A 21978-nucleotide genomic window follows, 5' to 3' on the forward strand; every position below is an offset into this window, starting at 1 on the left:
GTGAACGAAGAAAAAGCTCATTATCATCCTAGAAATGCTTGGTGGCTGACCATTGTGTTGATTGGGTTACTCATCGGGTGTGGTGAACGAAGTAGCACGATTGTGTCGATTGCTCTTCATCCGACTAAGCCCAACATTGTCTACGTGGCAACAGATGAAGCCGTATATAAGTCACGTGATACCGGAAAAAGTTGGGAACGCTTTGAAGGGGAACTCTCACGAACACGCGTGATTAGTCTAGCTATTGACCCTGAGCTTCCAGCCACGATCGTGGCCGGCACGAATGGAGATGGGACGTATATCAGTCCAGATGGGGGACGAATCTGGCATCAGTTTAACCAAGGCCTACAAAAAGGCACCATTTCAGCAATCGTCAATCAAGTGGCGTTTCACCCCCATGGTAGTCAAACCCTGTATGCCGCAACGACGGTAGGGGTATTTCGAAGTACAGACGGCGGTCGCACGTGGTCGGAGCGTATGTCGGGCATGACCGAAATTAATTTTGTCGTCTCCCTCGCCATCGATCCTCTCAACCCAGATATTCTCTATGCAGGAACGACCGGAGGGGTCTATCGTTCCAAAAACGGAGCGAAGGGTTGGGTCAAAGTGACGGAAGGCATGGTCGCCTTTGATGCCAAAATGGCTTCCATGGCCATGGGAGTCAATAGCCTCGCCATTGATCCTCGCAGCACCCGCACCATTTATGCCGGAACAACCCAAGGTCTCTTCAAAAGTACAAATCGAGGAAATAATTGGGCAAAAATTGGAAAAGCTCTTGGGGATGGGTATGTCAGTGCCATTCAACTGGACCCGTCGAACCCTTCCACTATCTACCTCGCAACAAGTCAAGGTGTGAAAAAAAGTACCGATGCTGGAGAAACTTGGAGTCTACAAAGCTCAGGTATTGACGCGACCAGTATTCGAAGCATTCAACTCAACCCCCAAGACTCAAACTCCCTCTACATCGGAACCAACGGAGGCGGTTTGTACCGATCAGAGGATGGAGGCGACACTTGGACAAAGCTCCCGCTCACGCCCTCGGCACATTAGATCACCTTTACTGTAAATATAAGTCCATACCCAAAAATTCCACACCTACACACGGCACAAGTGAAATGCTCCTGTACAATGAGTAGGTGCCATCCTTCCCTTTCTCTTTCACCTTCGTGTATAACATTATTATCAGCCACCGACATTTAAAAATTCTAGATGAATGAATTTCGGGGTTTTGTTCGATCGACGACGAACCTATGCGTCCGCTCGTCAAAATCACGAAAGTCCATATCTATCTCAAGAAAATTTGTGAGAAGCCCAAGACTTTTTGAGCAAGGCCGATCGTAACGAACGGACTTTCTCCAAATAATGGTAGAGGCTCCTTACAGACCAAACTTGAGTAACACCTTTGTTTTGTAAAGGAGCCCCCCCTATGGCAAAGGAATCAAGACAGCGTCATGTTGACGTGAAGTTTCTTAAGGACCAGATCTCCACATATCGACGTCTGATGCGTCGTGTCACTCCGGGGCCCTGGTTTGAATACCGTGGATTGATTTGGTCTGAGCCGCGTGAAGGCCAGCCGGTAGCGTCAGTCCGGCATGAAGATTTGTATTTTGGGACAAAGTCTGGAGAGTCGAAAGAATGCGTGGCAAACAGCGATTACATTACGGCGTTAAACCCGAAAGATTTCCAGGAATTTCTCTCTCAAATTGATACGTTAGTGAAAAACTTTGATCAGAAGAAAAAATCTACGACCTAGTCAAAACGACAAAATAACCATCAACGGCATGTATTCAGATAAAAAGTGTTGTTTCCGCCCCGGCCGTTAGCAAAAGAATCGCCGGAAGCCCCATGACTTCATCCACGTGTTTGGCGACAACATCAGCGTCGACCCCCATATACTCCAACCCCGCACTACACGCCACAACTCGAAACTGTCCAACCTTTTTGGCCTCGTCCAACATGTCCGTAATCAGAGGAACATTTCGTTCCTTGATCAGCTTTGCGACTTCAGCAGCCTGACTTTCGTATTCAGGAGGGAAGTCCAATTCATTGAGACGACCTTCGGATAACTTTTTGATCGTCCAGAAAAGCAATACCACAGTCACATCTTTATCCATCGCCGCTGCCGTCAACCCCAACGTCGCAACCTGATGAAGTTTGTCGTACGTCGCGTTGTGAGCAAAGATAATAAACCGTGGCTTTGGGCTCAACATACCCTCTTATTCTGCAACAAATACAGGCTAGCAAATGACGCATTCATCAACAAAAGCTTTGAAAATATTTGTTAGCCAAACAAGGCTCTTCTATTGTTACTGAATGCCTTAACCTCGTGAAACAAGTATCTGAAATGGAAAAGACCTCTATCCTACCCACTAGGTAGTGGAGCATACACAACAATCTGATAGATGACACGTTACCGACGGGAAGGTTGAATCAATGGTTGCGATTGCCGTCGTGTCAGGGACCAGTTGTCTTCTTCAAACATCAAACAACACTTCAACCGTCCGCAGACACCAATACGGTGGCTATCCCCTCCGGACCATTGCCCTTCAGGACGTCCATTCTTGTTAGGATTAATCGGCTTAAAATCTGTGAGAAAACTGGCGCAGCACAAGACAAGTCCGCACGTATCAACTCCACTGAGTCGCCCGGCTTCTTCACGACTTGAAATTTGTCTCATCTCGATTCTGCAGCCAAATCGCCGCGCTAAGTCTTTGACTAATTGCCGAAAATCTACACGACCTTCAGCAGTATAGGTAAAGGTTAAGGTCCGGCGTTGAAAGGCACTGTAGACTTCCACCAATTTCATGTCGAGGCCAAGGGATGCCATGAGTTCCAGACAATACTCCCGACCTTCTTCAACTAACTTTTCATGACGTTCAATTGTCCGTGTATCTTCCTCTGTGGCTTTTCGCAGCGTGGACCGCATCACACGCATGGGAGGGGTAAAGGGCAGAAATTGTGCTTCGGAATACACCTTGCCATAGGTTTGATCATTGTCCAGAGCCAGAATGACATAATCACCTATCCGCAGGGTGTGGTCACTCGTGCGAGTTTTTTTGACTTCCCCCGTATCTCGGACTTTCACCCCAACAACAGCTACAGTTTGGCCATCGACAACTTCATCTTGGTCTTGATCTATCATGAGAATCATCCTCATTCATAATTATGAGCCAACCTTCAGGATTGAGGCCCCTATCATACCTAAGTTTCTAATGGAGTCCAAGCCAAACAATTACAATTAAATCAATAGCTTGAAAAGATATCACCTCAAGTAGGACGTCACAGACTCACGATTGTCTGGACCGACTTAAAAATGAGGGAAGTGAATGATCGTGTTGAAACAGTTGGAAAGGCGACAAAGAATCAGCGGATGACAAAACGTGGATGCCCCCCTTCTCACCGGGACGAAATATGTCGAGTGCTTGAGCATAATGGTATGCGCACCCCAGAGGGTTAAGAGATTTCCTCAAGGAATCCGGCTGATCCCAATGTGCGGTAATGAGCGACGTTCTTGCCGGATTTCGGTGGCTAAACATAAATGACAGGTGATCAGGGTACCAATCAGCTCCCCCCGTCGCATATGAGACAAACAACTTCGCGTTGGCACTCGCACACAGTTCAGCTAAATATTGGTTCGTGAGATAGCCATTTTCTCCAACTTCGAGCCAGGTCCCTGGGTGCGATAAACAGGCATGGGCTGTGTAGCTACGGACTTCTTTGAGTTGCTGCTGTGAGGCCAACACGGTGGAAAGAGGACCATAACGCGAAACAAGATCCGTAATAATTCCATCCTGTAATGGAGACTGCCCTGCATTGGTTGGCCCGCTATCCGCATGGACCAACGTATTATGTCCACGGTCAGCAATCAAATAACAATTTCGCGGCAATGCCAAATCGCAGGGGTCTTCGCCATAGAAGGGGACTGAGACAACTTCTCCTCCATTAAATTTCCATGTATCACCATGCGCCAGTTCCTTCACATCCGTGAATCCCAACTCCCGTAGAAGTGAGACATAATCGTAATACAATGTTTGCCGATTCTTGCGACTGGGGACAAAAATCGGAATGTCCTTCGGCAAATGGAAAAGGGTGCGTGGATCAACATGATCATCATGATCATGAGTCAAAAAGATAGCCGCTGGACGCGGTAGAAGATTCATCCACAGTGATGGAGTGGGAGACTCGGCAAACCATGGCATCAACCAAGGGTCCACCCAGAAAAACTGATCACGCTGTCGATACATGAGAGCCGCATGGCCAAGATGAATGACATCTTGATCCTGGGTATGACGCAGCCACTGCTCTCTGACTGAACTCGTCGGAGTCACGGCCAAACACTCACTGTCCCGCAACAATTCGAAAAATTTCGTTAAATGTCGTTCCGTCTCTCGCCCTGATGCCGTTGCCACTGTTTGGATTTCCGCCACCGTTCGCGTGCCATCCAAAAACCCTAAAAACTTCCCAATCATCGGAGCAATTGGCCGTTCAAACATAAAAGGAACCGCATTACGGGTCGCCGCGTTAAAAATGCGTAAACCAGCATAGGACATCGTGGCTGATAATCTCGCATCAGAAGGATACGTCCATTGAAACGTGCCGTCTGGCTGCCGGCCGCATTGAATATGGGCTTTTAATTGAGGACGTGACGCCACCACCTCGGCATACGCGTCTTCTAACCGTCGAGATACAGCAGGATCATCCAACGGGGCACGATGAGCGAGAATATCGCTGATGGCGGTCTCCACAGAACTCAATAAAATACTGTGGACCTGGTGCAAGCTGGCCACCACCTGCGGATCCACTCCTCCAAGAAACGGAAGAGGGCCGGGAGGTTCCGAACTTTCTAGTTGGACCCATACCCATGGGTGAAGCCCAACGTAGTGACTTGCTTGATAAATATCCCACGTACTCATTCGTAATCTCGTATTTCGTCGTTCGATGCTCGTCGTTCGTGAAGCGTGAAACGGATCTCGTTACAGAGAAACTAAAACATGTAAGGCTTTTACCTCTCTCATTTTCCATCTTTCGCTTCACGCTTCACAAATCACGCTCCACGCTTGCTGACTGTTGGCTCATAAAGCACTTGCACGACATTTCCATCCGGGTCGGCCAGATAAAACGAATAACTGCCATCGCGATGCTGTTTGAGCGGCTTCACAATGGAAACACCATCGGCCTGAACACGCTGAAAAATCGCATCAACATTGGCTGGAGCATCAATCAAGAACCCCAAATGGTCTAAAAATTGACCTGTTTGACCAGAAAAAGCCACAAGGTTCTTATCGGGTATTTGGTGGAGAGCTAAATTATCTGTTCCGGAACTCAGATACACATTATGAGAGTCAGGCTGCCAAACCACCTTCATGTCAAACACCTGTTCATAGAACTTTTGCGACACCTCAATGTCCTTCACATTTAACGCCAGATGTCGAAGACCTAATATGCCTGTTTGACTCATCACGCTCTCACTTTGTCCTCATTGAATGAATGAAACGACAACGTTCTCGGCTCATTGGATGGCCATCATACCCAGGGCTCGATGCAGGGGCAACCCCTTCATGTGACAGGGAGTGTTTATGGTATGGTTACCCTATACTCTTGAATGAATACGTATACGGTTAGTGAAAATTGATTAGGAGGAACGAGAGAATGAACGAGTCAATCCTACGATGTACCCTCATGACACTGCTCTTCTGGGGGACAGGAATTCTACCGGCCAATGCCGCTTCTTCTCCAACCGAAATTACGGGAAAGGATGGTGCGCCGATGGTGCTCGTCCCAGAAGGCAATTTCCCCATGGGTGTCCCCAGTGGAGCACGTGATGGGGGTGTTGATGAACGGCCGAATCATGAGGTCTTTCTTGATACCTTCTATATCGACAAATATGAAGTCACCAACGGACGGTACTTGCAGTTCATCACAGACACTGGGCACCGTTCCCCGCACCATCCAACGGATTCCACAAAAAACCTCTGGCAAGAAAATACGATGCCGGAATCGGTCATTGATCTTCCAGTCATCAACGTCGATTGGTACGATGCCGATGCCTACTGCAAGTGGGCTGGGAAACGTCTTCCGACCGAAGCAGAATGGGAAAAGGCCGCAAAAGGGCCGAATGAATGGCGTTTTCCATGGGGAGACGTCGAACCGACCGATAAACACTTGAACTATAATCAGACAACCTGGCGTGGAGAAGCGACGCTCGTGCCAGTCGGTATTTATGAAGCCGGTAAGAGCCCCTACGGCGCCTATGACATGTCAGGCAATGTGTGGGAATGGGTTGCCGATTGGTATGACGCAGGGTATTACGCAAAGAGTCCAGACCGAAACCCCAAAGGTCCTCAAACTGGAGGCTTTAAAGTCCTCCGCAGCTCAGGCTGGCAAGGAGAAACCCCACAAGCCCGGGTCTTTACCAGAATTAAAAGTAAACCACTAGACCGGAATCACTCAACAGGGTTTCGCTGTGCGAAGGATACTGAGAAAGAGTGAGACCAAAGGCAAATAAATAGAAGTTTTAGCGCGTAGGGACGATTTGAAATTTTCGTTTACCGTTGATCCGGTAGGTTTCGAAGTCATTGTGATCAATAGTGAATATCGTTGAGAGCGATTCTCGTTTAGCTAGATGGACCAACGTCGCATCGGCAAAATCCATCGGCCGGTCTGCATATTGTTTCATCAGTCGTTCAAGTGCTGGCATATCGTCATTCGTCATCGGCAAAACAGTGATGGCACCTGAGCGTACCATTCGCCATGCATCGGCAATACGTTGTGGGTGATCATCGAGAAAATGGAAAAGCTCTGCAAGTACCGCTGTTGTCGTAGCCAACGGCAACTGCAGTTTGGAAAATGCTTCAACACAGGATGCGTGCCAGTGATCATCCCGATCTAACAGGGCGACGAAGGGGCCTGTATCAATCAGGCCTTTGGGTTGCACGCTTTTTCCTTAGCTTGGCGCGAATTCGTTCTCGCACCTGCTCCGAACCATAAGGATCACCACTCCCGAATGCCCCGAAGGTTTGGGAAGCCGCTTCATGCAAGCGCCGCTGCATGTCTTCGTCCTCCGATGAGTCCTTCTGGTGAAGCCAGTCTTTGACAATTCGATCGAGAAGTTGGGCCACACTAGTCTGTTCAGTCTTCGCCGCCTGCTCAAGTCCACGCTTCAAATCAGGGTCGATACGCCAGCTATAGACAGATGTTTTCATCATGTACTACATTGTAGTGCATGAATGAGAGCATGTCAAATACGGCTTGCCAAGCCACAGTATCTCTATTGTCATTTCTGTATTGTCGATCAACTTCCTTTCTATTGACCTCCTTTGATCTTCTCTCGAAAACTCTACATGCCAATTATCCACTTGACGGGGAAGCTTACAATCTCAAAAAATGAGAATGTCCCCTTTTTCCATTTTTCAGAAGCGTTATATGACCGTATCGAAGCTGAAGAAACACTTATCAAAAAGTGGATTGATAAACAGCTTGCAGATATTCGTGCGAACTATGATCCTAAAGTTAAAAAGCTTAGAAAAAAAACAGAGATTATTGCTCACCCTGATGTAGCAAGTGAACTTTTGTAGTCTCAATATAATACCTTAATAGCCGAAACACCCTTCAAGCTTTACGTTCATAGCATTTCATATTTTTAATAATGCCGCGCTTTTATGAAGGTAAACGGTACCACTATCTATGGTCATACGGGAAAACTTTTCTAAATCCCTGCGTGAGGCAATCTTTATTGCCTGTAACCACTCCAAGTCTTTAGTTAAATAGCACTTCCGGATTTTTCTCCACAATCCTTAGTAACGCCAAGGCAGGCCCACGAGGTTCCCGTGTGCCTTGCTCCCAATTCCACAATGGCTATACAGATACGCCGATTAATCCGGCAAACGCATCTTGTGTCAGCCCTAGACGATGCCGGATCACGTCAGGACTGGATGGCGGTTTCATTTTTTTCGTTTTGTGCTTCTTGCGGCCCGCTTTATGCGCTCGAATCGCTGTCAGTTCTTCCTGTAAATCTATACCTAATAAATCGCCTTTCATTTTTTTATCTTCTCAATTATTCGTATGAATATCACGGACATTTTAAAGCTGCGACCGTTCCCCCCGGCGTCATGGCTCGATCTTTACCAATCCGAAATTCCTGCCGCGCTGCAAAAGCCCCGTCGCTATAAAATGCGTAAGCCTAAATGGATGAAAAAAGTATTCAATACTGCGGCTTGTGGGTCGTGATCAACACGCGTACCTCTCCGTCTTTCAAAGAAATTTCCCTACCATTGAACACCAGCTTTTTCTTACCCTCACTGATTTCAGCACCGCCAATATACAGTTTTGAGCTTATCGCCTGGAGTTCGTTGCGAATAACCTGAATCATATCGACTTCCAATGAGTCTATCCTGCCGTGTTCGAGGTTTTTGAACCGGAGCGACAGAGTCATTTCCTCAAATCCCGAGTCAGGATAGTTAAACCAATCATCGAATCTGAATTGATTCACTCCGGAATTCTCGATAGAAAGATCCACAAACTCCCATGTCTCGACCATTCCAATCGAATGCTCCAGCACCATATCAACGATCTTTGATAGTGGGATGGCGTATAGAAATTCATTGCCTTTGGCGATTGAACACACACTCAATAATTCATGCCGTGTCATCGAGATGAGCGCTGCACCGCCTTTTTGTTGTTTTTGCTCCTTGATCGCGTGGGTCATAAATATCCCTTTTAACCCTCTCAAATAGGGTGTACTCTATTTGCGAACTTACGCTATGAATGTCAGTGTTTTCCTCACCTATCGTTATTTGGCCCCGTAAGGTAAGAGATTAATCTAGCCCTTCACACAGACCACTTGTCGAAGGGTATAGGCAATCTTAACTAAATCTCGTTGAGCGTTCATCACATCAGTGATGGGTTTATACGCTTGCGGAGTCTCGTCGATGACGTCAGCATCTTTACGACACTCGACACTTGCCGTGGCCTTTTCATGATCGGCGATCGTAAATCGACGTTTGGCTTCAGTTCGAGACATGGCTCGGCCAGCCCCATGACTGCAACTATGGAAACTTTCTTCATTGCCTAAGCCACGAACAATAAAGGATTGTGCCCCCATGCTCCCTGGGATAATCCCCATATCACCTTTTCTGGCCCGGACCGCTCCTTTACGCGTCACAAAGACATCTTCGCCATAGTGATGCTCGACGGCCACATAGTTATGGTGGCAATTCACCACTTCTTGAGTTTCTTGAAATTCGGGAAGCTCCCCAGTTTTTTTCAGAGCCCGGATAAGGTTCTCCATCATGAGTCGGCGATTCGTTTGAGCAAAATCTTGTGCCCAGTGAACGGCTTGGACATAATCGTCAAAATGGTCAGTTCCTTCAGAAAAATAGGCGAGGTTTTTATCGGGAAGGTTCGCTAGATGCTTTCTCATATCATTTTTGGCTAATTCGATAAAATAACTGCCGATCCGATTCCCCACTCCTCGCGAGCCACTATGAAGCATGAACCACACGGCGTTATCCGTATCTAAACAGACTTCAATAAAGTGATTCCCAGTGCCAAGCGTGCCTAAATGATTGAAATCATTGCCACGGTCCAACGATCGGTGCTTCCCTCGGATTTGATCATAGGCAGGGCGGAGTCTTTCCCATTCTGTCAAATGATGTGTGGGAATATCATGCCAAGCCCCTCGGTCGCCCCTCTTTCCATGATTCGTACGGCCATGGGGGACCGTCTTCTCAATCGTCGCTCGAATTGATTTGAGATTGTCCGGTAATTGTCGGGCATTCAAGGTCGTCTGCACCGCCATCATGCCACATCCGATATCGACACCCACCGCGGCGGGAATAATCGCTTTCTTTGTAGGAATCACACTGCCAATTGTCGCACCCATCCCCCAATGTACATCAGGCATCGCGGCAATCCACTTATGAATAAATGGCAACGCTGCAACATTGCGAAGCTGTTGCTCCGCCTGCCCTTCAAGCGGCACACCCTTCGTCCAGGCCTTAATCGGCACGCCAGTCTCTGTTTTGATGATGTTGTAGGATCGTTCACTCATTCTTGAATTTCCTTTGTCCAATCTGTCTTGATTTCTCTTTCGTCGTTGCCACGACCTTAGACGTTTGCTGTATGTTATCGTTAGAATGATCTTAAATAATATCTTTCACGTAAAGGTATCTCAACGTATGGCGTGTAATCGAGACGACCTGAAAACTGTCAGTCTCATTATTCCACCGGAAAGATTTCACTGACAATGAGCACAAAAAAAGGATTCAACGGACTAACGATTGCGGCATTTGAAAGTCGGATGGCCGCCGAAATGACACGGTTGATCGAACGTCATGGCGGAAAACCGTTGGTTGCGCCGTCCATGCAAGAAATCCCCATTGAAAACAACCCTCAAGCACTCGCTTTTGGCGAAAACCTTCTGAATGCACAGTATGATATGGTGATCTTCCTCACCGGAGTCGGCACTAGAAGCCTTGTCCAGGCCATCCAAACAAAGTTTTCACTGGAACTGATCCAGGAAGCCCTTGGCAATACCATCCTGGTGGCTAGAGGACCAAAATCTGTGGTGGCGTTAAAAGAGAACAATGTCGTTCCCAAGGTTGTTGTTCCTGAGCCCAATACGTGGAGAGATGTGCTGGAAGCCATCAAGACTTTGAAGCCGGACGGCATGAAAGGGCTTCGTATTGCCGTTCAGGAATATGGGGTAAGTAATGAAGAACTATTGGACGCCTTACGACAGTTAGGCGCACTTGTCACACCGGTTCCGGTTTATCGATGGGCCTTGCCAGATGACATCGAACCACTTCGTCGATTATTGAAACATATTATTGAAGGTCAGGTTGATGCGCTCCTCGTCACCAATGCCGTGCAAATTGAACATGTGATGAAAGTCCTAGAAGAAACCCGGGAAATCGATGAGTTTCGAATGGCATTGAAAAGAGTGCTCGTCGCTTCGATTGGTGAAATCACGAGTGAACGGCTCAAACACTATGATTTGCCCATCGATATAGAGCCGAGTCATTCGAAAATGGGTATCTTCGTAAAAGAGACGAGTGAACACATTCATGAGCTATTGGCTCAAAAACGCAGAACCTAAGAATCGTTCGTACTTTCTACACGACTTTTTTCCATGAATCCCCCAACCTCTCCCAATATCGATACGCTCATTCAATCGCTCCAGAACTCTGCACTGTATGATCACGACATTTCACAATTTGAATTGCTGGAAACCCATATTTCGTGGGTCCTCCTGACGGGTCCGTACGCATATAAATTCAAAAAACCTGTCAACTTAGGCTTTCTAGACTTCTCTACGCTCGAACAACGGCGCTTTTTTTGTAGAGAAGAACTTCGGCTCAATCGACGTCTTGCGCCAGATTTTTACCTCGAACTGGTCTCGATCTTTGGCACACCGGAATCTCCAACCCTCAACGGTTCCGGAGAACCAATAGAATATGCCGTCAAAATGAAGCAGTTTCCTCCGAAAGCCCTTCTTTCTCAACAAATTCTAGAGAGTAACGTTACTTCTTCACACATTGATGAATTAGCCAAAAGCATTGCGAGATTTCATACGCATACGACAGTTGCGGATTCTTCTTCAACGTTCGGGACACCAAATCTGCTGCGTCGTCCTGCTATGAGCAATTTCGAACATCTAGTCACTACCCCCTGCAACGTTATTTCCACACAAGACGTGGAACAATTGAAGCAGTGGACCGAAGCAGAACACGCCAGATGCGTGGAGCACTTCAAGAACAGAAAATCGAGAGGATATATTCGTGAATGCCATGGAGATCTCCATCTCGGAAACATCGCGCTTGTTGAAAATACCATCGTAATTTTCGACTGTATTGAATTTAATGAGGAGTTTCGATGGATTGATGTCATAAACGAAGTGGCATTCGTTGTCATGGATCTGATCGATCGTGGCGCTTCTCAGCTTGCGTGGAGATTATTGAACACGTATTTGGAACAAACTGGAGACTATGAGGGACTTCGCACCTTTCGATATTACCTGACTTACCGAGCCATGGTTCGAGCAAAAGTCACAGGCATTCGCCTTTCACAAGATGAAAAAGAGAGTGCTGAAGTCTCTAAACTTACCGAAGAACTCAAGAAGTATGTCGCGTTAGCCGGATCGTTCACCAAATCACCTCATCCCGTTCTCCTCATCACGCATGGCCTATCTGGATCTGGTAAAACAACCGTCTCACAAGCACTACTCGAATCCCTCGGCGCCATTCGAATACGTTCAGACATTGAGCGAAAACGCCTACTTGGAATTCCAGAAACAAGAAAAACGGACAAGCAACACACCTCCAAGGTCTATTCTAAAGATTCGACTCAAGCCACCTACACTCAGCTTGCGATGTTAGCCCGCAATATTCTTCAATCCGGGTTGCCTGTCATAGTGGATGCCACGTTTTTGAAACGGGCACATCGAGACACCTTTGCCAAGCTGGCGAAAGAATTACAGGTTCCGTTTGTCATCCTTGATATTCATGCGCCGGAAGCCATTCTTCGACAACGTGTGATCAGTCGACTGAAGGCTGGGCGTGATGCGTCAGAAGCAGACATTACAGTCTTAGAGCAACAGTTATCTCAAGATGAGCCATTCTCTCCAACTGAACAACCGTTTGTGATGGAAATACCAACGGAACAGCCCAATAATTTAAATGACGTGTTGATGGAGATCCAACAGAAACGGAAGAGATCAACCTCATAGCGGAAAACCTCGAACTCTTGTGATTCCTATTTAGAAGACATACGGAATCAGGCGGGATGTTTGTCGCTGATAGTTCGTATACTCTTGAAAACGTTGAACTAACAACGTTTCTTCATAGGTAAGCTTCACAATCAAATCGATCACTAAGAACACCCAAACAACTAGCCGAATGGTGGAATACTCATCCACGACCATCGCCAAGGTACAGAGAAGCAAAGCCGTATACATCGGGTGTCGGATGAAGTGATAGGGGCCATGTGTCACCAAGACACTCTTTTCGTGAACTTCAGGAAAGATATGCAGGTTTCTGATCGACATGGCTTGAAACGCCCACAGACCGATGATGACCCCCGCAAGCTCAAGGCCCAGCGGCCAACTCATTGAGACAATGATGGGTCCTGTCAGTACAATGATTCCAATACAGACAAACTGAACGCCAACAAGTAACGTTGATTTGGGTAAAGTCACATTGGCCATGACCGTTCAATGTGCCTTGCTATAGTTTTTGCAAGAACAACCAAACTCGCAGTTCTGAGGCTCTCAATCATCCTGTGACCTTGATACATGAAACACCATTTCCACTTCTATACAGTCGTATTGCTTTTTTCGTTATCTCTACCAGCCCACAGTACCGAAGCCCCACGTCTTATCGTTGAAGGACCTCCGGCCTTATCCTCCATAACGGATCGTTTACAACAATTTGATACCTCTCGTATTCAATCCATCATGAATCTTGTGGGAATCAATCATCTCAGAGAACCTATTCGGGTCATTGTGGCACCTGAACAATCGGATTGGGCTCAACCGGTACCAACATGGGTTTCAGGATATGCCATTTCCCAACAACACCTGATTGTCGTCCTTCCAGAACGAGTCGTGGGCTACCCGTACGATTCACTTGAAAGCTTATTCGCCCATGAGATCGCCCATATTGTGATTGGACAAGCCGCAGGAGGTCAATCCGTTCCTCGCTGGTTCGATGAAGGACTGGCGATGGTTGCGGCACATTCATGGGATATCGAAGACCGAGCCAGACTCGCGTGGGCCATAATGATGGGAAACCCCACGACCTTGAACGACCTGGAACAACACTTCCATCAAGATCGAGCCTCTGCTCATGAAGCCTATGTTCTTTCACATGCCTTCGTTCGTTATGGCATTCAGCAATTTGGCGATGCATGGCCGAAGCAACTGCTCGCATCATTAAAACACGGAGCGTCATTTCAAGAAGCCTTCGTACGCACAACGGCTCAGTCGCTTGAGCATGCCCAAGCTGATTTCTGGGATGAGCAATCTCTTTGGACGAACTGGATTCCTGTTTTCACCAGCTCCGTCGCTCTTTGGCTCGGAATCCTCGGATTGGCCTTCTATGTATTCAAGAAACAACGTCAGCGTGCCGAGGCATTACAACAAGAGTGGAAAGAGGAAGAACATTGATATCTCTGAGAACGGTGGGCAAGCCTTGCTGGGAACCTCCTTAAAATCTCAACTCATTTCAACTATTGCCCCCATCGTTCGGTCCCCTCTCAATCATCTCAATACCCATCTCGCCAATCCTTTTATCCCCATCGTGTTTTTCCTGGCGGGGGTCACCTATGACACACTGACACTGAGTCGTATCGACCGCCTCTTCGATAATCTTATTTTACTCTTATACTTGAGTATTCTGGGAACTCTGGTCGTACTAACCGGCCGACTCCAATTCGGCATGATACCCTCTCCACCCCAAGAATCAGGATGGAGTGCCCTTCATTGTATCGAGTGGGCCCGTCCGCATCTGACAAAAGCGCTTCAATTTTTCCTCGGAGGGCTCTTTAGCGCGTATACGATTTTTTACTTCCAAAGCTCGTCACTCACCACATCTTCTATTTTTTTAGCCATCATCATTCTGCTGCTGATCGCAAACGAATGGTTTCGTCATCGTCTCTCAAGCATCAAACTCCTCGTCTGCCTCTATACGATGGTGGTCTTTAGTTTTTTCACGTTCTTTCTTCCTGTGCTCACTGGCTGGATGAATACATGGATCTTTCTCCTCGGAGCAAGCCTGAGTGCCATCGTCATCTGGAAGGTGGTCAAATTGATCTTTGAAGGGATTGAGTCTCAATCTTCATGGGATCCATTCTTGACCTTTCTCCCAGCCTTGGGACTGATTGCCAGTCTCAGCGGATTATATTTTCTGAATTGGATCCCACCAGTCCCACTCTCTTTGAAATTTGGCGGAGTCTACCAGCATGTTGAAAAGTCCAAAAATGACTATCACCTCACATTTCATGACGGGTCATGGTACCAAGTCTTCAAACAATCAGAGGATCAGGTCTTCACGGATCAACCGGTCTATTGCTTCACGAGCGTCTTTGCTCCCATCACACTCCAAACCACGGTCTATCATCATTGGCAATACCGACAGGACAAGACGAAAACCAAATTTTCCTCAACAGACCGTATTCCGATTTCCATTTCAGGAGGACGTGAGCGTGGCTACCGCAGCTATACGGTCAAACAGCGTCTTGATCCTGGCGAGTGGCGTGTCGATGTGGAAACTGAAGATGGACGAATCATTGGACGGGTAACTTTTCTTGCGACTCCCAAACATGATGAATCCCAAGAGACACGTACAATCATTTTTTGATGATGTGATTATGAAACACTTCTCTCATTCAAAACCTTCCCTTCTCTTCTTCTTGTTGTAAAAATTTTTCTCGATCATTCAATCTTTGAAAATTTTTTGCTGACGACAAAAAAACACCGTCAAGAAAAAAATGAATTTTTTTCTGGCAAAATGCATTCGAACGTTGTAGTATATATTTAACGATGTCATGAAAAATATTATTTGCTTCCTCACACGCACTCCTCGCACGATAATTTTCCAAAAAAATATTTCATGAATTCTTTATCTTTCCAAAAAGATAACCGAAGAAACAGCAATGACCCAGCGGGAAGAAAATCGCGACGGTGAATATAGACTTAACCCGTTCATTGAAAAATATGAACGGTGGGAGTTGCCTTCGGGTAGCTCCAGATTAGAAAGGGGGTGAGAGCGTTGGCAACAGCTAAGAAAAAGGCGCCAGCCAGAAAACCGGCAGCTAAGAAGCCTGCGGCTAAGAAGAAGCCAGCTGCCAAGAAGAAACCGGCAGCCAAGAAGCCTGCGGCTAAGAAGAAGCCAGCTGCCAAGAAGAAACCGGCAGCCAAGAAGCCTGCGGCTAAGAAGAAGCCAGCTGCCAAGAAGAAAACCACAGCCAAAAGGAAGACTGCAACTAAAAAGAAGTAGTCTTTCTTTGTGGGTTTCTATAAACGTCGGGTGGGGTAAATGCTCCACCCGACGTTTTTTTATGCCATTGTGAAAATATCATGGTGGCATCGACATCTATTCTTGACGAATCCCATCGACCTTCCTTCCCTTTCCAAGTCCGTTTAGTCCAATTATTCCTAAATTGTACAAAAATTTCCTTGCCGTATTTCCACGAAACGTCCAAGACGGCAACTTCCTTCATTAAAGATTCACTCCTTCATGTGTTTATAGCGAATCCAATTAATTTCCAGTTAATTATTAAGACGGTTCTAACCTCTTTCATCGTTTTCCGGTCATTGCGAATCTCTCTTGACTCCCCCAAGTCCCGCTTGTGATGATGAGAAACCTTTTTAACGCATCACGATCACGTTTTTCTTCAAAAGGAGGCCTTTGTCACAATGGTACGAACATGGTTCACGACCGTATTGCTTTCGTTCACGTTGATCACACCAGCTTTGGCAGAACAGAGTCATCAGAAGCATGATGATTCATTGGATAATCAGAATGCCATACAGGCAGAAAGCTCAGACAGCAGCCTCAAGGCGGCAGAAAAAAGCGAGCAAAGCCAAAACAGCCCTCCACCGACACTTTCGCGTAAGGCTCAAAGAGGACAGCTAGAGCTCGATTCGCTCAAAGGAAAACCAAAAGAATATAAAGTGCTTGTTATGGGAGTGCAGATTTTTCTGGGTCGATTTGGATATGGCACTGGACCTTATACCGGAAAATTTGATGAACAGACCAAATCCGCCCTAAAGAAATATCAAACCCATACCGGCCTACTGGTAACTGGAGAACTCGACTATCAAACGCTCACACACCTGACTGATGATAACAAAGTGCTTGATCGCCCCTTACCCTATCTGCCGAAATATGTCTTCCATGGTGATCAATGGGACAAGGCTATTGAAGTGGAAGGAACCTGGGCCAGCGAAGCCGGCCCGACCTCTGATGCGGTGCAAACCACAAAGTTGTACTGTTTTCGAAAGCAAAAGCAATGCATTGAATCGACTGCCGTGTTACTCGTCGAACATGCCCCGATGTTGGAGGTCGCCACTCATGTCTATGCCATCAAGGAGTGGGACGATGAACAGTTAGTGAGTGAACCCTATGACGGTGAAGCCTGTACGATCAGCATTTTACGGATGCATCGTCGGAGTAATACGGTCACACGGTTTTCAGCCTACCAAGAAGGTAAGGGAATTTGTGCGAATGTCGAAACTGAAGACGTTCAGTACCGTCTCATCGACGGACCGGATGTCTTCGTCAACTTGCAGCAACGCAAAGCGCAGGAAATTCAAAAGATCTTACAAGTAGTGGAATAACCGAATTACCGAGTCTATACAATCGGTCACATTCTCCAAGAGCCGCATGGATTTCATCCTTCGCAATGAGACTACGTAACAGCTGCTGTGTCGTTATCTTCTTTCTCGGCCTTGCCTCAGGTTGTGGGAATTGGAACCATCACGCAGAACCCCAAGGATTACCGGAATCGAAAAACACAACCATCGATAACATAACGACACAGCAGCTAGCAGACGAAGGCGAGATCCTCATTTTCGGTGCTCAGGGAAAAAATCGTGACGGTCGTCATGTTGGGAAAGCTCAGTGCCCGGTCTGTCATGCGTTTCACCCTAGGCCAATGAGTGAACGGGGCCCGAATTTATGGGGAATTACTGCACGGAAACGTACCAAACCCACCTCGCTCGAATACCTTGCTGAATCCCATGTCTGTCCGAGTTGTTATGTGGTGGCAGGGTGGGGCATGAAGGGGAGTCGAGACTGCGAATCACCTATGCCGAAAGCGCATCTCCCACCAATCAACCTCACACTCGACGAACTTGTGGCCATTGATACATGGCTCTATGTTCACGAAGGCGAACGTCCTCCTTCGCCACACGACATACGCACAACCTACCGAAATCTTCTTTCGCAAGAAGAATGGAGCTATATCAATCGTGATTTACACGTGAGACGTGATGCAGAACGTTCAGAAAAGCAATTATTTCTCCAGCATGCATGCGCCGGCTGTCACATTATTCCCACGATCCACGCGGCGACCGGAACACTCGGGCCGCCGTTGTACATGAAAACCAACGCATCAGCACATCTGAACGACCACGCCTACCAAGGGAAGGCCACGTCACCAAGAGAGTACATTATTGAATCTATTCTTCATCACGATGTTCACATCGTTACCGACAAAGCGATATATGCCAAAAATACTCTCCCTTACTCATACTATCAAAACACACTCAGCACAACAGACCTTGAGCAAATGGTCAATTATCTTGAAAATCTTGAACAAGATGAACATATTCAATCTTCTGAGCTGACAGCAATTGAACAGTGTTTACGCAACAATAATATTCCGTAGGCAAACTATAATGACCAAGCTAAATAATCTTTTCGACCCAACAACATATCTTTTCAGATACGTGGGTGAACAACGGTTATTTTGATCGAAACAGCCAAGAAGCATACATCCCTCCCACCCCAATCGTGACAAGTTGTATCGTTTGTAACATCCGGCTCACTATTGCGCCCTCTCGAGGTGGAGAGAGAATAAAGTTCAACCCGAGAAATTGTGGAGGTTCCCCTGGTGCAGCTTCCCATGGCGGAAAAAGTATTGCAACGATCAATAAACCAACCATGATATACAGGATACGGAGGTTTAGTGACTCTTTGGCTCGTGCCTTTTGCTTGTCTTCAGTAACTTTTGTTCCACATTTGAGACAATAGCGTCCTTCACGTGGAATTCCAAAACCACAAGAAGAACATACCTGTCGATCACTCATGAGCTAACCTCAAAATAAAATTAATTCATCGTGGATGCAATGGAATGTGGAGGCCTAGGCGCGATGGTTCAATAGGCCAGCGGCTCAGTACATCCATCCTTTTCTTGAAATACATTGCGTACATTAACATGAGATTATCGGTGCCTAGGTGCCGACGATAGTTGAATGCCAGTGCGGCCAATGAATGTGTAACTTACGGTCCAGTTCTCACCCTTATGATATGTCGATACAGGTGGCCTAGACCACGATTGTTGTGTATGGCTACGGCTCACCATCAACCCATTTTACATTGATGACGCCATTCCTATTGCTAGGTCGATCATAGGTGGCCTTGCCGACGATAATTGAGTGTCAGTGTGGCCAATGAATGTGTGAATTACAGTTCCAGTTCTCACCCTCATGATATGTCGATTATAGGTCGGCTTGCCGACGATAATTGAGTGTCAGTGTGGCCAATGAATGTGTGAATTACAGTTCCAGTTCTCACCCTCATGATATGTCGATTATAGGTCGGCAAGTTGACAGTATTTCTTCTCGTTTCTATAATCCCGCGCAAGTCTAAAGATGTAGATTTTCTTCCGCGAAAACGTTCCTTTCCCCCTTAACACTTTCATGATTGCTCGACCTATCAAGACCGTCTCCGTGATTGGAGCCGGGTCATGGGGAACGGCCTTGGCTCGCTTGTTAGCCTGCAAGGGGTATACTATTCGCCTTTGGGCCCATGAACTAGATGTGGTGGAATCGATTCGGTCTACTCGGCGAAATGAAATGTATCTTCCAGATTTTCCTTTGCCCGATTCATTGTCGGCCATGGGATCACTTGCCGAAGTGGTTCACGGAACAGATCTCCTCCTGTTAGCTGTTCCCTCCCATGCCATGCATGCGATTCTAGAACAACTGAGACCGCATCTGGCCGATCCCTTACCTATCACGATTGCCACGAAAGGCATTGAGGAGAATTCGTTTCACCTCATGTCGAATATTGTTGAATCTCTGCTCCCTCAACCCTGGCATCCCTTTGTGACAATTCTTTCAGGACCGAGTTTCGCTCGCGAAGTCTGCCAAGAAAAGCCCACGACGATTCTACTAGCCGGGCACACATCCGATTTGGTGACACAACTCCAACACGTATTTTTGACGCCACAGTTTCGCGTCTATGCCGGGCATGACATGATTGGCGCACAAATTGGCGGTGCGTTAAAAAACGTCATGGCCATTGCATCTGGTATTGTGGACGGTTTGGAATTGGGATTCAATACCAGGGCCGCCTTGATTACGAGAGGCCTCGCCGAAATGATTCGCTTAGGCGTCGCGATGGGCGCTGACGTCTCCACCTTGTACGGGTTATCTGGATTAGGGGATCTGGTGTTAACCTGCACAGGGTCATTGAGCCGAAATTATACGGTTGGGTTAAAACTTGGACAAGGTTCAACTCTTGAGGAGATCCTCTCACACACATCAACGGTTGCTGAAGGCATTCGCACCACTCGTGCGGCATCTGGGTTAGCACAACGACATCAAATTGAGATGCCGATTGTTGACGGGGTGCATCAAGTCCTATTTGAAGGTATGGATCCTCGTCAGGCTGTCGCAAACCTCATGAATCGGGCCGCAAAGGTCGAAACCGATCGAGCTCTCTATTCATCAACACCTCAACGCTAACCTCTGCAAGCACTAAGATGGACACGGCTCACCTAAAAAAACTACTTGAACAAGTGAGATCTGAATCTCTATCGGTTCAAGATGCTCTTCAGCAGTTGCGCACCCTCCCGTATGAGGACGTTGGGTTCGCTTCAATTGACCATCATCGCGCAGTACGGCAGGGTTTTCCCGAGGTGATCCTCTGTGAAGGGAAGACAAAAGCTCAAGTTACCGCCATAGCTCGAAAACTACTAAAAAAAGGCAATGCGTTACTGGCGACACGGGCTCAACCAGACATGGCACGCGCTTTAACACGGGCGATTCCCAAAGCCACCTACCACAAGGATGCGAGAATTGTTTCCGTGCAATCTTCTAAACACGTAAAACGTGGAAATATCGTGATTGTGACTGCTGGTACCTCGGATATTCCGGTTGCCGAAGAAGCCCGCATCACTGCAGAGATCATGGGGAGCCGTGTCCAAACACTGTTTGATGTTGGAGTAGCTGGACTCCACCGTCTTTTGGATCGGCAGAAAATTTTACATCAAGCTCGTGTAATCATTGTGGTGGCAGGCATGGATGGCGTCTTACCGAGTGTCATAGGTGGGCTCGTCGACCGACCGATTGTTGCCGTTCCAACCAGTCAGGGATATGGAGCAAGCTTTGGTGGACTCGCGGCTCTGCTCACAATGTTGAATGCCTGTTCAGGCGGGATTGGAGTTATGAACATTGACAACGGGTTTGGTGCCGGATGTCTGGCTCATCGGATTAACCTTCTTGGGGAATGACCAACATCTCTTCCTCTTCGATAATCTCCACTTCCGAATCTCCCGGTTCTGGTAATGGATGGCTAGTTGATTCATCGGTGAGCATTTCAACTTCATCAACGACCGTCTCAGCCGATTCTTCCTCAGAATTTTCGTCTTCTGCTGATGAATCGTCAGGCCCAATCTCTGAATTTGACTGAAGGTTTTCGACAGGCGGGGGAGGAGCATGATACTTGATGACTTTGACGGCTCCACGGGAAGTTCGGGAGACCATTCGCACTTCTATGCCAGCCCCTTTTTCGGCCATGAGTTTCGCCCGAACTTCATACTGATAGGTTCCCGGGTCAACCAAGGTGTGCGATTGATCTGTCCCATCCCACACAAGGGCTGCTGAGATATGCGGACCTCTTTGAGCCGGGGCTTTCGAACCTAACGGCACTCGTTGCGTAAGAAACCGCATTGATCGTTGAGTCGGAGAGGTGATGAGGGCTGATACTTCCAGAACAGCCAGCCCATTCAAGTTTGTTGGAACTTTCACGATCGTGGAAAACGTAAGCTCTCCATTTCCCACTTCAAAGGGTGTCGGCGAGGTCGTGACTTGAGAAATTTGAAAGGCTCCAGCAGAAACTCTTCGCCTTTTTTTCGCATCGGCATCTGTTCCAAACAACAAACCGGCGACATAGACTATTCCGAAAACATACAGACTAATTTGAACAATCCGCTGCCTATGATTTCTGATCATTTTCAATACGGAGCCCCTTC

General features: G+C 47.2%; 25 protein-coding genes. 13 read left to right on the forward strand and 12 right to left on the reverse strand.

Features of this window, described 5'->3' with window-relative positions:
• The gene (locus ACWQXP_RS14920) at positions 1-1050 is read left to right on the forward strand and encodes a WD40/YVTN/BNR-like repeat-containing protein (RefSeq protein WP_454063672.1); all 1050 of its coding nucleotides are present in this window, start codon (positions 1-3) and stop codon (positions 1048-1050) included.
• 376 nt (positions 1051-1426) lie between these two features.
• Positions 1427-1753, forward strand: coding sequence for a hypothetical protein (locus ACWQXP_RS14925; RefSeq protein WP_454063673.1), 327 nt, complete (start codon positions 1427-1429; stop codon positions 1751-1753).
• A 34-nt stretch (positions 1754-1787) separates the two neighbouring features.
• On the opposite strand, the gene ACWQXP_RS14930 is transcribed toward ACWQXP_RS14925, so the two are convergent.
• The 4 genes from ACWQXP_RS14930 to ACWQXP_RS14945 form a co-directional block, all read right to left on the reverse strand.
• Positions 1788-2210: a hypothetical protein gene (locus ACWQXP_RS14930; protein ID WP_454063674.1), complete on the reverse strand. Its 423-nt coding sequence runs from the start codon at positions 2208-2210 to the stop codon at positions 1788-1790.
• A 200-nt stretch (positions 2211-2410) separates the two neighbouring features.
• A complete protein-coding gene (gene ricT, locus ACWQXP_RS14935; protein WP_454063675.1) occupies positions 2411-3142 on the reverse strand; it encodes a regulatory iron-sulfur-containing complex subunit RicT in 732 nt (243 codons plus the stop codon).
• A gap of 145 nt (positions 3143-3287) precedes the next feature.
• The gene (locus ACWQXP_RS14940; protein ID WP_454063676.1) at positions 3288-4913 is read right to left on the reverse strand and encodes an MBL fold metallo-hydrolase; all 1626 of its coding nucleotides are present in this window, start codon (positions 4911-4913) and stop codon (positions 3288-3290) included.
• Positions 4914-5044: 131 nt separating this feature from the next.
• A complete protein-coding gene (locus ACWQXP_RS14945) occupies positions 5045-5458 on the reverse strand; it encodes a VOC family protein (RefSeq protein ID WP_454063677.1) in 414 nt (137 codons plus the stop codon).
• A 191-nt stretch (positions 5459-5649) separates the two neighbouring features.
• Between ACWQXP_RS14945 and ACWQXP_RS14950 the strand changes: the two genes are divergently transcribed.
• The gene (locus tag ACWQXP_RS14950) at positions 5650-6489 is read left to right on the forward strand and encodes a formylglycine-generating enzyme family protein (protein ID WP_454063678.1); all 840 of its coding nucleotides are present in this window, start codon (positions 5650-5652) and stop codon (positions 6487-6489) included.
• Between the two features lie 25 nt (positions 6490-6514).
• Here the strand turns inward: ACWQXP_RS14950 and ACWQXP_RS14955 are convergent, their stop codons facing one another.
• Together ACWQXP_RS14955 and ACWQXP_RS14960 are read right to left on the reverse strand one after the other, a co-directional pair.
• Positions 6515-6934 (reverse strand): type II toxin-antitoxin system VapC family toxin, encoded by a 420-nt coding sequence (locus tag ACWQXP_RS14955; protein ID WP_454063679.1) that lies wholly within the window; start codon positions 6932-6934, stop codon positions 6515-6517.
• Positions 6912-7205, reverse strand: a complete 294-nt coding sequence (locus ACWQXP_RS14960) for a hypothetical protein (protein ID WP_454063680.1) — start codon at positions 7203-7205, stop codon at positions 6912-6914. The genes ACWQXP_RS14955 and ACWQXP_RS14960 overlap by 23 nt, the downstream gene beginning before the upstream one ends.
• A gap of 135 nt (positions 7206-7340) precedes the next feature.
• On the opposite strand from ACWQXP_RS14960, the gene ACWQXP_RS14965 reads away from it, so the two are divergent.
• Positions 7341-7574 carry a hypothetical protein gene (locus ACWQXP_RS14965; RefSeq protein ID WP_454063681.1) on the forward strand — a complete coding sequence of 78 codons (234 nt, stop codon included), beginning with the start codon at positions 7341-7343 and terminating at the stop codon, positions 7572-7574.
• 280 nt (positions 7575-7854) lie between these two features.
• Here ACWQXP_RS14965 and ACWQXP_RS14970 read toward each other — a convergent pair whose 3' ends face one another.
• The 3 genes from ACWQXP_RS14970 to ACWQXP_RS14980 all read right to left on the reverse strand — a co-directional run bounded on the left by ACWQXP_RS14970 (position 7855) and on the right by ACWQXP_RS14980 (position 10048).
• Positions 7855-8037: a hypothetical protein gene (locus ACWQXP_RS14970; RefSeq protein ID WP_454063682.1), complete on the reverse strand. Its 183-nt coding sequence runs from the start codon at positions 8035-8037 to the stop codon at positions 7855-7857.
• 163 nt (positions 8038-8200) lie between these two features.
• Complete coding sequence (locus ACWQXP_RS14975; protein WP_454063683.1) at positions 8201-8704, reverse strand: hypothetical protein; 504 nt, start codon at positions 8702-8704, stop codon at positions 8201-8203.
• A gap of 114 nt (positions 8705-8818) precedes the next feature.
• Positions 8819-10048: an RtcB family protein gene (locus tag ACWQXP_RS14980; RefSeq protein ID WP_454063684.1), complete on the reverse strand. Its 1230-nt coding sequence runs from the start codon at positions 10046-10048 to the stop codon at positions 8819-8821.
• A gap of 195 nt (positions 10049-10243) precedes the next feature.
• On the opposite strand from ACWQXP_RS14980, the gene ACWQXP_RS14985 reads away from it, so the two are divergent.
• A complete protein-coding gene (locus ACWQXP_RS14985; protein ID WP_454063685.1) occupies positions 10244-11095 on the forward strand; it encodes a uroporphyrinogen-III synthase in 852 nt (283 codons plus the stop codon).
• A 33-nt stretch (positions 11096-11128) separates the two neighbouring features.
• Entirely contained in the window at positions 11129-12724 is a 1596-nt protein-coding gene (locus ACWQXP_RS14990; RefSeq protein ID WP_454063686.1) for a bifunctional aminoglycoside phosphotransferase/ATP-binding protein, read from the forward strand.
• Positions 12725-12754: 30 nt separating this feature from the next.
• Here ACWQXP_RS14990 and ACWQXP_RS14995 read toward each other — a convergent pair whose 3' ends face one another.
• Positions 12755-13201, reverse strand: coding sequence for a methyltransferase family protein (locus ACWQXP_RS14995; RefSeq protein ID WP_454063687.1), 447 nt, complete (start codon positions 13199-13201; stop codon positions 12755-12757).
• Positions 13202-13288: 87 nt separating this feature from the next.
• Here ACWQXP_RS14995 and ACWQXP_RS15000 point away from each other — a divergent pair, with 87 nt between their 5' ends.
• The 5 genes from ACWQXP_RS15000 (at position 13289) to ACWQXP_RS15020 (ending at position 18387) form a co-directional block, all read left to right on the forward strand.
• Positions 13289-14161, forward strand: a complete 873-nt coding sequence (locus ACWQXP_RS15000) for a peptidase MA family metallohydrolase (RefSeq protein ID WP_454063688.1) — start codon at positions 13289-13291, stop codon at positions 14159-14161.
• Positions 14118-15353 carry a DUF2914 domain-containing protein gene (locus ACWQXP_RS15005; protein ID WP_454063689.1) on the forward strand — a complete coding sequence of 412 codons (1236 nt, stop codon included), beginning with the start codon at positions 14118-14120 and terminating at the stop codon, positions 15351-15353. The genes ACWQXP_RS15000 and ACWQXP_RS15005 overlap by 44 nt, the downstream gene beginning before the upstream one ends.
• A gap of 411 nt (positions 15354-15764) precedes the next feature.
• Entirely contained in the window at positions 15765-15992 is a 228-nt protein-coding gene (locus tag ACWQXP_RS15010) for a hypothetical protein (RefSeq protein ID WP_454063690.1), read from the forward strand.
• 419 nt (positions 15993-16411) lie between these two features.
• Positions 16412-17335, forward strand: a complete 924-nt coding sequence (locus tag ACWQXP_RS15015; RefSeq protein ID WP_454063691.1) for a peptidoglycan-binding domain-containing protein — start codon at positions 16412-16414, stop codon at positions 17333-17335.
• Positions 17336-17400: 65 nt separating this feature from the next.
• Positions 17401-18387, forward strand: coding sequence for a hypothetical protein (locus ACWQXP_RS15020; RefSeq protein ID WP_454063692.1), 987 nt, complete (start codon positions 17401-17403; stop codon positions 18385-18387).
• A gap of 76 nt (positions 18388-18463) precedes the next feature.
• Here the strand turns inward: ACWQXP_RS15020 and ACWQXP_RS15025 are convergent, their stop codons facing one another.
• Positions 18464-18808, reverse strand: a complete 345-nt coding sequence (locus tag ACWQXP_RS15025; protein WP_454063693.1) for a hypothetical protein — start codon at positions 18806-18808, stop codon at positions 18464-18466.
• 612 nt (positions 18809-19420) lie between these two features.
• On the opposite strand from ACWQXP_RS15025, the gene ACWQXP_RS15030 reads away from it, so the two are divergent.
• A complete protein-coding gene (locus tag ACWQXP_RS15030) occupies positions 19421-20470 on the forward strand; it encodes an NAD(P)H-dependent glycerol-3-phosphate dehydrogenase (RefSeq protein WP_454063694.1) in 1050 nt (349 codons plus the stop codon).
• 17 nt (positions 20471-20487) lie between these two features.
• Complete coding sequence (gene larB / locus ACWQXP_RS15035) at positions 20488-21237, forward strand: nickel pincer cofactor biosynthesis protein LarB (RefSeq protein WP_454063695.1); 750 nt, start codon at positions 20488-20490, stop codon at positions 21235-21237.
• Here larB and ACWQXP_RS15040 read toward each other — a convergent pair.
• Positions 21218-21958, reverse strand: coding sequence for a hypothetical protein (locus ACWQXP_RS15040; RefSeq protein WP_454063696.1), 741 nt, complete (start codon positions 21956-21958; stop codon positions 21218-21220). The genes larB and ACWQXP_RS15040 overlap by 20 nt on opposite strands.
• Between the last annotated feature and the right edge of the window lie 20 nt (positions 21959-21978).

It is taken from the genome of Candidatus Nitrospira salsa, assembly GCF_965152625.1.

Excerpts from the sequence above, each read along its gene's own strand:
- ACWQXP_RS14985 (WP_454063685.1), top strand. The coding sequence starts at position 10,244 with ATGAGCACAAAAAAAGGATTCAACGGACTAACGATTGCGGCATTTGAA.
- ACWQXP_RS14950 (WP_454063678.1), top strand. The coding sequence starts at position 5,650 with ATGAACGAGTCAATCCTACGATGTACCCTCATGACACTGCTCTTCTGG.
- ACWQXP_RS14945 (WP_454063677.1), bottom strand. The coding sequence starts at position 5,458 with ATGAGTCAAACAGGCATATTAGGTCTTCGACATCTGGCGTTAAATGTG.
- ACWQXP_RS15020 (WP_454063692.1), top strand. The coding sequence starts at position 17,401 with ATGAGACTACGTAACAGCTGCTGTGTCGTTATCTTCTTTCTCGGCCTT.
- ricT (WP_454063675.1), bottom strand. The coding sequence starts at position 3,142 with ATGATAGATCAAGACCAAGATGAAGTTGTCGATGGCCAAACTGTAGCT.
- larB (WP_454063695.1), top strand. The coding sequence starts at position 20,488 with ATGGACACGGCTCACCTAAAAAAACTACTTGAACAAGTGAGATCTGAA.
- ACWQXP_RS15025 (WP_454063693.1), bottom strand. The coding sequence starts at position 18,808 with ATGAGTGATCGACAGGTATGTTCTTCTTGTGGTTTTGGAATTCCACGT.
- ACWQXP_RS14990 (WP_454063686.1), top strand. The coding sequence starts at position 11,129 with ATGAATCCCCCAACCTCTCCCAATATCGATACGCTCATTCAATCGCTC.
- ACWQXP_RS14940 (WP_454063676.1), bottom strand. The coding sequence starts at position 4,913 with ATGAGTACGTGGGATATTTATCAAGCAAGTCACTACGTTGGGCTTCAC.
- ACWQXP_RS15040 (WP_454063696.1), bottom strand. The coding sequence starts at position 21,958 with ATGATCAGAAATCATAGGCAGCGGATTGTTCAAATTAGTCTGTATGTT.
- ACWQXP_RS15000 (WP_454063688.1), top strand. The coding sequence starts at position 13,289 with ATGAAACACCATTTCCACTTCTATACAGTCGTATTGCTTTTTTCGTTA.
- ACWQXP_RS14925 (WP_454063673.1), top strand. The coding sequence starts at position 1,427 with ATGGCAAAGGAATCAAGACAGCGTCATGTTGACGTGAAGTTTCTTAAG.
- ACWQXP_RS14975 (WP_454063683.1), bottom strand. The coding sequence starts at position 8,704 with ATGACCCACGCGATCAAGGAGCAAAAACAACAAAAAGGCGGTGCAGCG.
- ACWQXP_RS14980 (WP_454063684.1), bottom strand. The coding sequence starts at position 10,048 with ATGAGTGAACGATCCTACAACATCATCAAAACAGAGACTGGCGTGCCG.
- ACWQXP_RS15030 (WP_454063694.1), top strand. The coding sequence starts at position 19,421 with ATGATTGCTCGACCTATCAAGACCGTCTCCGTGATTGGAGCCGGGTCA.
- ACWQXP_RS14965 (WP_454063681.1), top strand. The coding sequence starts at position 7,341 with ATGCCAATTATCCACTTGACGGGGAAGCTTACAATCTCAAAAAATGAG.
- ACWQXP_RS14960 (WP_454063680.1), bottom strand. The coding sequence starts at position 7,205 with ATGATGAAAACATCTGTCTATAGCTGGCGTATCGACCCTGATTTGAAG.
- ACWQXP_RS14995 (WP_454063687.1), bottom strand. The coding sequence starts at position 13,201 with ATGGCCAATGTGACTTTACCCAAATCAACGTTACTTGTTGGCGTTCAG.
- ACWQXP_RS15015 (WP_454063691.1), top strand. The coding sequence starts at position 16,412 with ATGGTACGAACATGGTTCACGACCGTATTGCTTTCGTTCACGTTGATC.
- ACWQXP_RS14970 (WP_454063682.1), bottom strand. The coding sequence starts at position 8,037 with ATGAAAGGCGATTTATTAGGTATAGATTTACAGGAAGAACTGACAGCG.
- ACWQXP_RS14930 (WP_454063674.1), bottom strand. The coding sequence starts at position 2,210 with ATGTTGAGCCCAAAGCCACGGTTTATTATCTTTGCTCACAACGCGACG.